At 39.5% G+C, this 13,402-nt stretch carries 11 protein-coding genes and 1 pseudogene; all 12 read left to right on the top strand.

All coding sequences use genetic code 11. The features are described from left to right. Nucleotides 1-43 precede the first annotated feature (43 nt). Nucleotides 44-229: pseudogene (locus KW850_RS00650) on the top strand (L-serine ammonia-lyase, iron-sulfur-dependent, subunit alpha); the annotation flags it as partial. Beyond that, nucleotides 213-2,261, top strand: a complete 2,049-nt coding sequence (recG, locus tag KW850_RS00645; protein WP_218345658.1) for an ATP-dependent DNA helicase RecG — start codon at nt 213-215, stop codon at nt 2,259-2,261. The pseudogene KW850_RS00650 and the gene recG, both read left to right, overlap by 17 nt. A gap of 142 nt (nt 2,262-2,403) precedes the next feature. Beyond that, on the top strand, nt 2,404-2,970 hold the full coding sequence (gene fapR, locus KW850_RS00640; protein ID WP_218345657.1) for a transcription factor FapR: 567 nt from the start codon (nt 2,404-2,406) through the stop codon (nt 2,968-2,970). 12 nt (nt 2,971-2,982) lie between these two features. Continuing rightward, a complete protein-coding gene (gene plsX, locus KW850_RS00635; RefSeq protein ID WP_218345656.1) occupies nt 2,983-3,987 on the top strand; it encodes a phosphate acyltransferase PlsX in 1,005 nt (334 codons plus the stop codon). A 12-nt stretch (nt 3,988-3,999) separates the two neighbouring features. Next, nucleotides 4,000-4,947: an ACP S-malonyltransferase gene (gene fabD / locus KW850_RS00630; RefSeq protein WP_218345655.1), complete on the top strand. Its 948-nt coding sequence runs from the start codon at nt 4,000-4,002 to the stop codon at nt 4,945-4,947. Further along, on the top strand, nt 4,944-5,687 hold the full coding sequence (fabG, locus tag KW850_RS00625; RefSeq protein ID WP_218345654.1) for a 3-oxoacyl-[acyl-carrier-protein] reductase: 744 nt from the start codon (nt 4,944-4,946) through the stop codon (nt 5,685-5,687). Before fabD ends, fabG begins: the two co-directional genes overlap by 4 nt. Before the next feature lie 143 nt (nt 5,688-5,830). Next, a complete protein-coding gene (gene acpP, locus KW850_RS00620) occupies nt 5,831-6,064 on the top strand; it encodes an acyl carrier protein (protein ID WP_026566432.1) in 234 nt (77 codons plus the stop codon). 170 nt (nt 6,065-6,234) lie between these two features. Continuing rightward, on the top strand, nt 6,235-6,975 hold the full coding sequence (gene rnc / locus KW850_RS00615; protein ID WP_218345653.1) for a ribonuclease III: 741 nt from the start codon (nt 6,235-6,237) through the stop codon (nt 6,973-6,975). A 54-nt stretch (nt 6,976-7,029) separates the two neighbouring features. Further along, entirely contained in the window at nt 7,030-10,596 is a 3,567-nt protein-coding gene (gene smc, locus KW850_RS00610; protein WP_218345652.1) for a chromosome segregation protein SMC, read from the top strand. Nucleotides 10,597-10,613: 17 nt separating this feature from the next. Next, complete coding sequence (gene ftsY / locus KW850_RS00605) at nt 10,614-11,600, top strand: signal recognition particle-docking protein FtsY (protein ID WP_218345651.1); 987 nt, start codon at nt 10,614-10,616, stop codon at nt 11,598-11,600. A 96-nt stretch (nt 11,601-11,696) separates the two neighbouring features. Continuing rightward, a complete protein-coding gene (locus tag KW850_RS00600) occupies nt 11,697-12,029 on the top strand; it encodes a putative DNA-binding protein (protein ID WP_218345650.1) in 333 nt (110 codons plus the stop codon). Nucleotides 12,030-12,041: 12 nt separating this feature from the next. Beyond that, the gene (gene ffh / locus KW850_RS00595; RefSeq protein WP_218345649.1) at nt 12,042-13,394 is read left to right on the top strand and encodes a signal recognition particle protein; all 1,353 of its coding nucleotides are present in this window, start codon (nt 12,042-12,044) and stop codon (nt 13,392-13,394) included. Nucleotides 13,395-13,402 lie beyond the last annotated feature (8 nt).

The following is a 13,402-nucleotide window of genomic DNA, read 5'->3' as shown; positions in this document are numbered from 1 at the left end:
TGGAGTGAAATATAGGAGCGTGTTTGATATCATTGGTCCCGTCATGATTGGAATTACAAGTCAAATCCCTTGTGATGACGTGATAGAAGCAATGTATAGAATCGCTCAAACAATGCCAACAGCACTAAAAGAAACTGGGCAGGGAGGGTTGGCGGCAGCACCGACAGGTCGGAGACTGGAAGCTAAGATCTTCGGTATACCGCGAAGTAATAGTGAATCCACATCTTAATCAATCAATTACGGTCATAAAAGGAATTGGTGAAGAAACTGCTGACATTTTTTCAGAAATGAAAATCTTTACGATAGAAGATCTCTTAGAGTATTTTCCTTATCGCTATGAAGATTACCGCCTCCGTGAAATAACCGAGGTGCAGCATGATGAGAAACTAACAGTGGAAGGGAAGGTTCATAGTGAGCCTTCTCTTGTCTATTATGGCAGAAAGAAATCGAAACTTATGATTCGACTTTTTGTTGGAGCACATTTGATTAAAGTAGTCTTTTTTAACCAACCTTATTTAAAAAATAAAATCAGCATCAATGAAACCATTACGGTCACAGGAAAATGGGATGCCCATCGGCAAACCATTACGGCCAATGAGATGCAGATGGGAACAAATGCAAAGACAAAGGATTTTGAGCCTGTATACTCATTAAGAGGAAAATTAACGACAAAGGGAATCCGGAAATTTATCAGCATTGCTTTTCAACAATATGGACAGTTTATTGAAGAAACACTGCCAATCACTTTTCTAAAAAAATATCGACTATTTGATCGGCAAGCGGCGTTAAAAGCGATGCATTTTCCTGACAGCCAAGAAGATGTAAAACAGGCACGCAGGCGCATCGTCTATGAAGAATTTCTTTTGTTTCAATTAAAAATGCAGGCATTAAGGAAATTTGAACGGGAACATTCCCCAGGAGTCATTCAAAACTACGATGCAACAAAGGTAACGGAGTTTATTAATAGTCTTCCTTTTCCGTTAACGAATGCTCAATCCCGTGTGGTTAATGAAGTGTTAGCAGAACTAAAATCACGGCTTCGGATGAATCGATTGCTCCAGGGTGATGTTGGCTCGGGAAAAACAGTGGTTGCAGCCATTGGCTTGTATGCCAGTGTCACGGCAGGTTTTCAAGGTGCGCTTATGGTTCCAACAGAAATTTTGGCAGAGCAGCATGCAGAAAGCTTAAAAAGAATGTTAGAACCATTTCATGTTAGGTGTGAACTCCTGACGAGTTCAGTAAAGGGGAAACGGAGAAAAGAAATTCTTCACGAACTAGGAGAAGGGAACGTTGATATTTTAATTGGAACACATGCCCTAATTCAGGACGAGGTTACCTTCAAGAAACTCGGTTTTGTCATCACAGATGAACAACATCGCTTTGGGGTTGAACAGCGAAGAGTTCTGAGAGAAAAAGGTGAGAACCCAGACGTTCTATTTATGACTGCGACACCGATTCCTCGAACACTTGCGATTACAGTATTTGGGGAAATGGATGTTTCCATAATTGATGAAATGCCAGCAGGTAGAAAATCAATTGAAACGTATTGGGCAAAACCAGAAATGCTTGAACGTGTCCTGGCTTTTGTTGAAAAAGAATTACAAAAAGGCCATCAAGCCTATGTTATCTGCCCGCTAATTGAAGAATCCGAAAAGCTAGATGTTCAAAATGCTATTGACGTATATAATACATTAAGTCATTATTTTCAAAATCGCTATCAAGCAGGTCTGATGCACGGCCGCTTAAGCTCAGAAGAAAAGGACTCCGTGATGAAGGCATTTAGTGCCAATGAAGTACAAGTGTTAGTCTCAACGACTGTGGTCGAGGTAGGGGTAAATGTACCGAATGCTACTATTATGGTGATTTATGATGCTGAAAGGTTTGGCCTTTCGCAGCTTCACCAGTTGCGCGGCCGGGTTGGACGCGGCAGTGATCAATCCTACTGCATTTTGCTGGCTAGTCCAAAATCAGAAGTTGGCCAAGAAAGAATGCGGATCATGACTGAAACGAACGACGGGTTCGTTTTAAGTGAAAAAGATTTAGAGCTTAGAGGGCCAGGCGACTTTTTTGGCAGAAAACAAAGCGGTGTTCCTGAATTTAAGGTGGCAGATATGGTTCATGATTATCGGGCCCTTGAAACAGCGAGAAATGATGCGGTGATGCTAATCCAGTCTGAAGCTTTTTGGGCAGCCCCTGAATATCAATATTTAAGAAATATACTGGGTGAATCAGGCGTTTTAGAAGGGGAAAAGCTAGATTAAATCAAACTTTTTCTTTTTACTGTGCTCATTGATTGGAAAAAACAGAGGGTCAGGAGAAAAAACTAATTCTTGCAATCTGCTTTTTCAAATTTTATACTACTATTAGTACCTAGTCATAAGATCGCGGACGGTGTAAAAATTCATGAGAAAAAGTAAAAAAGAGCGACAACAATTGTTGACTTCTACAATTAAAGATAATCCATTTATTACTGATGAGGATTTAGCAGAAAAATTTCAGGTGAGTGTTCAAACAATTCGTCTAGACCGTTTAGAATTATCAATTCCTGAACTCAGAGAGCGGATTAAGACTGTAGCTGAGAAACGATTTGATGATGAAGTCCGCTCATTACCGCTTGAAGAAGTGATTGGAGAAATTATTCATATAGAATTGGATCAGAATGCCATTTCGATTTTTGATGTAAAGAAAGAGCATGTATTTAAACGAAATAACATTGCCCGGGGTCATCATGTATTTGCACAGGCGAATTCCTTAGCTGTGGCTGTTATCAATGATGAATTAGCGTTAACAGCAAAAGCGAATATTCAATTTAAACATTCGGTCAAATTAAATGAGCGGGTAATTGCCAAAGCAAGAGTATTGAAAATTGATGGAAACATAGGCAGGACGATTGTCGAAGTCACAAGTTTTGTAAACAATGAAATTGTTTTTACCGGAGAATTTGAAATGTACCGTTCGAAAAATCGGTAAAGGATGAGGAAAATGAAATTAGCAATTGATGCAATGGGAGGCGACAATGCTCCAAAAGAAATCGTATTAGGGGCACTTAAAGCCGTACAAGCATTTTCAGATATACATATTACCCTTGTCGGGGATGAAAATAAAATTAACGAAACATTAACCAATCATGAACGGATTTCTGTTGTTCATACAACCGAAGTGATCCTTGGAACAGATGAACCTGTAAAAGCGGTTCGCCGTAAAAAGGATGCCTCTATGGTGTTAGCCGCACAACAAGTAGCAGATGGATTGGCAGATGCGTGTATCTCTGCTGGAAATACAGGGGCGTTAGTAGCGGCAGGTCTTTTTGTGGTAGGCAGAATAGATGGAATCCACCGCCCAGCCTTATCCCCAACGCTTCCAACCATAGGCGGCGAGGGATTTCTGTTATTAGATGTAGGAGCGAATGCGGATGCCAAAGCAGAACATCTGCTCCAGTATGGTCAAATGGGCTCAATATATAGTGCAAAGGTAAGAGGTATTGCCAAGCCAAGAGTCGGTCTATTAAATATTGGAACTGAAGAAAAAAAAGGGAACGAACTTACTAAGCAAGCATTCGATTTGTTGAAAAATGCCGATATTAACTTTGTGGGAAATGTTGAAGCGAGGGATTTGCTAGAAGGTGTTGCGGATGTGGTTGTGACCGATGGATTTACGGGAAACATGGTCCTAAAGACAATAGAAGGAACAGCTCTTTCCATGTTTAAAATGTTAAAAACGGCCTTAATGAGTAGTTTTACTAGTAAATTAGCTGCAGCAGTACTGAAACCGAATCTTAAAACCTTAAAAAATACAATGGATTATTCGGAATACGGCGGTGCAGCCTTATTTGGCTTAAAGGCACCTGTTATTAAGGCGCACGGCTCATCCAATGGGCAAGCTATATTTAGTGCAATTAGGCAAACTAGGGAAATGGTAAGTAATGATGTTGTTGGTTTAATTAAGATGTCAACGGAAGAAGCAAATAGTGAAAAAGTAGAACGGTAAAGGAGTGTTGAAATGAATAAAATAGCATTCGTGTTTCCAGGACAAGGATCACAAGCAGTCGGAATGGGAAAAGAGTTAGCAGAAAAACACCATGAGGTTATGGATTATTTTAAAAGAGCCGATGAAAAGCTAAATATTCCACTGAGTAACCTAATTTTTGAAGGACCGAAGGAAGAATTGACCAAAACCTTTAATACACAGCCTGCCCTATTAACGACAAGTATTGCTATTTTAGACTACTTTCAAAAGTCTGGGATCAAAGCTGATTACGTCGCGGGTCACAGCTTAGGAGAATATACCGCGCTTGTTGCTGCAGGCACACTTTCTTTCGAAGAAGGAGTGTATGCTGTTAGAAAACGGGGCGAGTTTATGGAGAATGCAGTCCCAAATGGAGAAGGTTCTATGGCAGCCATATTAGGACTTGACCGTGACCGTCTTTTTGAGGTAACAAACGAGGTAAGTGAATCAGGCAATCCAGTATCATTAGCAAATTTAAATTGTCCTGGGCAAATCGTCATTTCGGGTTCGAGAAAAGGGGTCGAAATCGCGGGCGCTAAAGCAAAAGAAGCAGGAGCAAAAAGGGCGCTTCCATTAGAGGTTAGCGGTCCATTTCATTCCGCTTTGATGAAACCTGCAGCAGACCAACTGCGTGAAGTCCTGGATGGAATTGAAATGAAGGACGCGTCCGTGCCAATTGTAGCCAACGTAACGGCAGAACCAATAACGTCGGCTTTTGAAATGAAGGATAAATTAATTGAGCAGCTCTACTCCCCTGTATTATGGGAGGATTCCGTTCGCAAAATGATTGAGTTAGGTGTCGATACATTCATTGAAATTGGACCGGGTAAAGTTCTTTCAGGCTTAATCAAGAAAATCGATAAAACAGTTACCACTTTCTCTGTATCAGACGAGGAGAGTGCACAAACTGTTATAGATGCATTAAAGGAGGAAAGGCTATGAATCTTGATGGGAAAGCAGCCCTTGTAACAGGTGCTTCAAGAGGGATAGGAAGAGAGATCGCTCTTGAACTTGCACGACAAGGAGCAAATGTAGCTGTAAACTATTCAGGCAGTGAAGCAAAAGCAAATGAGGTTGTGGATGGAATTAAAGCTCTGGGCAGAGAGGCATTTTCTGTAAAATGTGATGTTTCAAACTCTGAGGAAGTTGCAGCAATGGTAAAAGGAACCATAGACAACTTTGGAAAAATTGATATTCTTGTTAATAATGCAGGTATTACAAAAGATAATTTATTGATGAGAATGAAAGAAGAAGAATGGGACGATGTTATTAATATCAATCTTAAAGGTGTGTTCCTTTGTACCAAAGCGGTAACAAGACAAATGATGAAGCAGCGCGCAGGACGCATCATTAATATCGCTTCGATTGTTGGAGTTAGCGGGAACCCAGGGCAGGCTAACTATGTTGCTGCCAAAGCAGGGGTGATTGGATTAACCAAAACAACAGCTAAAGAACTGGCATCTCGTAACATAACGGTAAATGCGATTGCACCTGGCTTCATCACAACCGATATGACAGATAAACTAACAGAAGAAGTGAAGACAGAAATGTTAAAACAAATACCTTTGGCGAGATTAGGAGAACCTAAAGATATTGCTAAAATCACGGCATTCATAGCTTCTGACGATTCTGCCTATATGACTGGACAAACCCTTCATATCGATGGCGGAATGGTGATGTGATTAGAAAAGCGGAAGCGCCCGTTCAGCAGCGTAGGGCGCTGTAGCTAGACAGTTCAAAAAGTTAAAAATGCAAATAGTAATAAAAACCTAGTGTATTATTTTGATGAAATACTCTATAATAGCTTGAGGGGAGGTGAACAGGCATGGCAGAGGTATTAGAACGTGTAACAAAAATCATCGTTGACCGCTTAGGTGTAGATGAATCTCAAGTTAAACTTGAAGCTTCATTTAAGGATGATCTTGGTGCTGATTCCCTTGACGTAGTTGAACTAGTTATGGAATTAGAAGATGAGTTCGATATGGAAATTTCTGACGATGATGCTGAAAAAATTAGCACAGTTGGTGACGCTGTTAATTACATACAAAGCACGAAGTAATCGTTGGATTTATTCACAAAAGCTCCGTTTTCAAACGGAGCTTTATTCTGTAAAATAGAACTTGGCTTCCAGCAGTGATGCCAAGTTTCTTTGCGTTTTGTGAAAAACTTTTTTAAACTAGTACTAAGTGTAGTTTGTAAATTATTTGATGCAAGGTGGAGAAGTTTTATATGCGCAAGAACGGTAATGAAAAAGAGTTGAATAATCGCGCAAAAGAAAATCTATTTAAAGGTTTTCAAAATACGATTGGTATTACGATGGAGAACGAGAAATTATTAAAACAAGCTTTTACTCATTCATCCTATGTGAATGAGCATCGCAGAAAGCCTTTCGAAGATAATGAGAGACTTGAGTTTTTAGGGGATGCTGTTCTAGAACTAACTGTTTCACAATTCCTTTACAAAAAATATCCAACGATGACCGAGGGTGAACTGACTAAACTTCGAGCAGCCATTGTTTGTGAACCGTCACTAGTTTCTTTTGCTAATGAACTAAATTTTGGAAATTTAGTATTGTTAGGTAAAGGAGAAGAGATGACAGGGGGAAGAGAGCGTCCCGCCTTATTAGCCGATGTTTTTGAAGCATTCATCGGTGCCCTGTATTTGGACCAAGGAATTGAAATAGTTATAAGTTTTCTAGAAAAAGTAGTATTTCCTAAAATAAATGCTGGTGCTTTTTCTCATGTGATGGATTATAAAAGCCAATTACAGGAGCTCATTCAACGAGATGGAACAGGGACAATTGAGTATCGTGTTCTTCAAGAGATTGGGCCTGCACACAACAAAGAATTTGTTTCTAAAGTCTCCTTGAACGGGAAGGAATTGGGTGTAGGAACGGGAAAATCAAAGAAGGAAGCCGAACAACATGCCGCCCAAATGGCTTTAGACATATTAAAGGCTAAAACATCTTAGAATGACAAAATGTATGTCAGTAGTCCAACTTGCATGCATAGGGAGGATTAAGAAATGTTTCTAAAACGGTTGGACATTATTGGCTTTAAGTCCTTTGCTGATCGCATTGGTGTTGATTTTGTTCCAGGAGTAACGGCGGTGGTAGGTCCCAACGGCAGTGGAAAAAGTAATATAACCGATGCCATCCGTTGGGTTTTGGGGGAACAATCAGCGAAATCGTTAAGAGGCAGCAAAATGGAGGATATTATTTTTGGCGGAAGTGATACCAGAAAACCTCTAAACTTTGCTGAAGTGACATTAACCTTAGATAATCAAGACCAAGGCGTGTCACTTGATTATAACGAAGTAAGTGTAACGAGAAGAGTATCACGCTCTGGTGAGAGTGAATTCTTAATAAATAAACAGCAGTGCCGTCTAAAGGATATTATCGATTTATTCATGGATTCTGGGCTCGGACGAGAAGCATTTTCGATTATAAGCCAAGGAAAAGTGGAGGAAATTTTAAATAGTAAAGCAGAAGAAAGACGGACGATATTCGATGAAGCCGCAGGGGTTCTAAAATATAAACATCGTAAGAAAAAGGCAGAAGTGAAACTGTTTGAAACACAGGACAATTTAAACCGTGTCAATGATATATTACACGAACTCGAAAGCCAAGTTGAACCACTAAAAATACAGGCATCGATGGCAAAAGATTACCTTGAGAAAAAAGAGGAATTAGAAAAATTTGAGGTAGCTTTAACAGTATATGAGATTGAAGACCTCCATAAAAATTGGGAAGAACTTTCCAAACAGCTTAAAGAACATCAGGAGGATGAACTCAAAATCTCTTCTGAACTGCAAGTAAAAGAAGCGAAAATAGTAGAAAAAAGAGATCAGATAGCCGCCTTTGATGAGTCCATCACAGACCTGCAAAACGTTCTTCTTCATGCAACAGAGGAACTAGAAAAACTTGAAGGTCGAAAAGAAGTCTTAAAAGAACGAAAGAAAAATGCCTCTCAAAATAAAGAGCAGCTGGAAACAAATATAACGGAACTAACAGAAAAAATTAGTCAGCTAAAAAAGAATCGCGACAGCCTTTTTATGTCAGCAGAAGAACTTGGGAATCAAGTAAAGCAATTACAAGACCAATTAAAGGAAAAACAATCAAAACTACATTTATTTAATGAGAATATAGAAGATAAAATAGAGAATTTAAAAAGTGAATATATTGAAATATTAAACGACCAGGCTGGCGCAAAAAATGAATTGAAATATATTGATCAACAGCTGGAACAACAAGAAAGAAAAAGTTCACGACTGGATATTGAGAATGATAAGTTTATAGAGGAACGGCAAATTGCAAAAAGTAAAAAATCCGAGATCCAATCAGCATTAGACGAAATCCGACAAAAAATTGAAGATCAAGTTGGAGACTTTCGAGGCAAGCAGCGAAAGCTTGAGACAACGAAAAACAATTATCAAAAGCAGGAAAAAACGCTGTATCAGGCTTATCAAATTCTCCAGCAGGCACAGTCAAGAAAAGAAATGCTCGAAGAAATGGAAGAGGATTACTCTGGCTTTTATCAAGGTGTAAAAGAGGTTCTTAAAGCACGTGGGAAAAGCCTCAATGGAATTGAAGGGGCTGTTGCTGAACTTGTAACCGTTCCAAAAGAATATGAAGCAGCACTTGAAACAGCGTTTGGCGGGGCACTCCAACATATCGTTGTCGATAATGAGCAAAATGCACGTACAGCCATACAATATTTGAAACAGAATTCTTTTGGCAGGGCAACGTTCTTACCTTTGAATGTTATTAAGGGGAGATCCTTGTCTGCTGTCCAATTATCTTCGATTCAAAAACATTCTTCCTTTATTGGAACTGCTGTTAGTCTAGTGAAATTTGATCCAAAATACGCCGAGGTTATGAGCAGCCTTCTTGGGAATGTGGTTATAACTAGAGACTTAAAGGGTGCAAATGAATTAGCAAAAATTCTTCAATATCGCTGCCGAATGGTTACACTTGATGGCGATATCGTCAATCCTGGCGGTTCAATGACAGGGGGGGCGATCAAGCAAAAAAATTCTTCATTGTTAACTCGTAAAGGCGAGTTAGAAGAATTAAAAGAAAAGCTGATCGTGATGGAAGAAAAAACGACCCAGTTAGAGAAACTTGTAAAGTCATTAAAAACAGAGGTTTCTGGTTTAGAAACTCAGCTGGAGGAATTGCGCAAAGATGGCGAAGATTTGAGACTAACTGAACTGACTCTAAAGGGTGACCTTCGTCAAGCAGATCTCGAAGAAAAAAACATCAATGAACGATTGGCCATTTACGACCTTGAAAAAGGGCAATTTTCAGATGAAAAATCAACCTTAACAAATAGAAAATTGGAATTATCAACTGCTATGAAAAACTACCAAATTTCAATAGCAGAGCTAGATACTCAAATATCGAAGCTTTCGGAACAAAAGTCGAGTGATCTGACATCGAAAGAAGCGCTTTCGAACGAAATAAATGATCTAAAAGTAGCTTTTGCCTCCAAAAATGAGCAGTATATGAGTACACAAGAACGATTAACTCTATTACAGGCTGATTTAGAAGAGAGTGAACAAAAGCTTTCACTTTATACGGAAGACCTTAATCTGTTAACTTCGGAAATGACGAACAGTTCATCCGGTGAGGAACAGTTAGTAACAGCGGCCATTAGAAAACAAGAGGATAAAGAAGCGGCATTGGAGTTAATATCTGTTCGAAGAGAAGAACGGCTATCCTTAAAGACGACATTAGATGATCTAGAATTGGAAGTAAAAGAATTAAAAAGACTTCACCGAGGATTGATTGTCGTTTTAAAAGACGAGGAAGTAAAAATCAACCGCTTGGATGTAGAACTTGAAAACCGTTTTGCCCGCCTCCGAGAAGAATATCTTTTATCATTTGAAGGAGCTAAGGAGCAATATCCATTAACAATACCATTAGAAGAGGCAAGGAAAAAGGTTAAGCTCATCAAACTTGCCATAGAGGAACTAGGAAACGTCAACATTGGGGCGATTGAAGAATATGATCGTGTATCCGAACGATACGAGTTTCTCAATGAACAAAAGACCGATCTCCAAGATGCCAAAGAAACTCTTTACAAGGTAATTGAGGAAATGGATGAAGAAATGAAAAAACGGTTTGAACAAACCTTCAATGGTATTCGTGAACATTTCGAGCCAGTATTTAGGTCGCTTTTTGGAGGTGGAAGAGCTGACTTAGTCCTTACCATTCCAGGAGATTTATTAAATACTGGTGTCGAAATAGTGGCGCAGCCGCCGGGGAAAAAACTGCAAAATTTAGGTTTATTATCAGGTGGAGAACGAGCATTAACAGCTATTGCACTTTTGTTTTCAATTTTAAAAGTACGGCCTGTTCCATTTTGTATACTGGATGAGGTCGAAGCTGCCCTGGATGAAGCAAATGTTCAACGTTTTAGCCAATATCTAAAACGGTATAGTACCGAGACCCAGTTTATTGTGATTACCCACCGCAAAGGAACAATGGAAGAAGCGGATGTATTATATGGGGTAACAATGCAAGAATCAGGCGTTTCCAAGTTGGTATCTGTTCGTCTCGAGGATACAAAAGAGCTTGTTGAATCTTAACATTAGGAAGTGAAAAAATGAGTTTTTTTAAAAAGTTAAAAGAGAAAATCACAAAATCGACCGATTCCGTCACAGAGAAGTTTAAGGAAGGTCTGACGAAAACAAGAGATAATTTTTCAGGAAAAGTTAACGATCTTGTCGCAAGATACCGCAAAGTGGATGAAGACTTCTTTGAAGAATTAGAGGAAATAATGATTCAGGCCGATGTCGGTTTTGAGACTGTAATGACACTAATTGAAGAGTTGAAAATGGAGGTAAAACGCAAGAACATCCAAGATCCTCAGGAAGTTCAAAGTGTCATTTCCGAAAAACTTGTTGATATCTATAATGCAGGTGAAGAGCAATCCTCCAAATTAAATATTCAAGAAAATGGTTTGACCGTGATCCTATTTGTAGGGGTTAATGGTGTTGGCAAAACGACCACCATTGGGAAACTTGGTTACAAATTTAAAAATGAAGGAAAGAAAGTACTATTGGCTGCAGGTGATACTTTCCGTGCAGGAGCGATAGAACAACTGGAAGTATGGGGAGAGAGAGTCGGTGTTGATGTCATCAAGCAAGCAGAAGGGTCAGATCCTGCTGCAGTTATGTATGATGCGATTCAGGCAGCGAAATCTCGCAAATCCGATATTTTATTATGTGACACCGCAGGACGCTTGCAAAATAAAGTGAACTTAATGAAGGAACTTGAGAAGGTTAAGCGTGTCATTGAAAAAGAAATTCCTGGAGCACCGCACGAAGTCATCCTAGTTTTAGATGCTACAACGGGGCAAAACGCTTTAATCCAGGCAAAAACATTTAAAGAAGTGACCAATGTAAGTGGAATTGTCCTTTCAAAATTGGACGGAACTGCTAAAGGTGGAATTGTCCTTGCGATTCGAAATGAATTAAAAATTCCTGTAAAATTTGTCGGACTAGGCGAAAAAATGGATGACCTTCAGGAGTTTGATGCAGAGAAATATGTGTATGGACTATTTGCCAATGAAATTGAAAAGACAGAATAGTGGATGTAAAGGTATTATCTTGACAGAAATTGTTCGACCCTGTAAACTACTTATGTAAAGGCTTTTCACTTAACATACGTGTTGGAGGGGATTGGCATGCTTGAAAAAACAACACGGATGAACTATCTTTATGATTTTTACCATTCGTTGTTAACACCAAAGCAGCAAAGCTATATGTCTCTCTATTATTTAGATGATTACTCATTAGGAGAAATAGCCGAAGAGTACGACGTCAGTCGTCAAGCCGTTTATGATAATATTAAGCGGACTGAGGCAATGCTTGAGGAATATGAAGAAAAGTTGCTGTTATTTCATAAATTTCAAGAGCGAAGCAAACTTTTGAGAAATGTTAAAGAATTACTTAACGAGGACGACCCTTCAAAACAGGCAATGCTAGAAGCTGTTGCCGAGTTGGAGAATTTAGATTAGGAGGCGGCATGAATGGCATTTGAAGGATTAGCCGACCGACTGCAGAATACAATCCAAAAAATCCGTGGTAAAGGGAAAGTTTCCGAAGCGGATGTAAAAGAAATGATGCGGGAAGTGCGTCTCGCTTTACTTGAAGCAGATGTTAACTTCAAAGTAGTAAAAGATTTTGTGAAAAAAGTCAGTGAACGTGCCGTAGGGGCGGAAGTACTGAAAAGCTTAACACCTGGACAACAAATTATTAAAATCGTTAATGAAGAATTGACGGAGTTAATGGGTGGGGAACAAAGCAAAATCGCTGCGTCAAATCGTCCCCCAACTGTCATCATGATGGTCGGCTTACAGGGTGCCGGTAAAACGACAACGTCAGGGAAACTTGCCAATTTACTACGCAAAAAGTATAACCGTAAGCCCTTGCTTGTTGCAGCAGATATTTATCGACCTGCGGCTATTAAACAGCTTGAAACACTTGGTAAGCAATTGGACATGCCTGTTTTCTCACTCGGTGATCAAGTTAGCCCTGTAGAAATTGCAAGGCAGGCAATTGCCAAAGCAAAAGAAGAACATAATGACTATGTCCTTATTGATACGGCTGGCCGACTACATGTTGATGAAGCATTAATGGGTGAGTTAAAAGACATTAAAGAATTGACTAAACCCGATGAAATCTTCTTAGTTGTCGATTCCATGACTGGTCAAGACGCGGTCAATGTTGCACAAAGCTTTAATGAACAGCTCGGACTTACTGGAGTTGTCTTAACCAAGCTCGACGGAGATACCAGAGGTGGGGCCGCTCTCTCTATACGCGCTGTTACACAAACACCTATTAAATTCGTCGGTTTAGGTGAGAAGTTAGACGCTCTTGAACCGTTTCACCCTGAACGGATGGCATCAAGGATCCTCGGTATGGGTGATGTCCTTACGCTAATTGAAAAGGCTCAAGCTAATGTTGATGAAGAAAAAGCCAAAGAGTTGGAACAAAAAATGCGGACAGCCTCATTTACGCTGGAAGACTTTTTGGAACAGCTTGGTCAAGTCCGTAATTTAGGGCCGCTAGACGAATTATTAAAGATGATGCCTGGTGCAAATAAAATTAAAGGGTTAAATAACCTGCAAATTGATGAAAAGCAAATTGCACACGTAGAAGCTATCATCCGTTCAATGACGAAGGCGGAAAAAAATAATCCTGAAATATTGAACGCAAAACGGAAAAACCGAATTGCAAAAGGCAGCGGTCGTTCTGTTACTGAAGTAAATCGTTTGTTGAAGCAGTTTGAAGATATGAAAAAAATGATGAAACAAATGACTGGAATGCAGCAAAAAGGCAAGAAAAAAGGCGGATTTAAATTCCCTTTTAAACCGTTTTAAAATCAAAA

Source organism: Bacillus sp. sid0103 (genome assembly GCF_019219025.1).
Note: the sequence above shows the minus strand (reverse complement) of the source record. Positions and strands in the feature narration are given on the sequence as shown.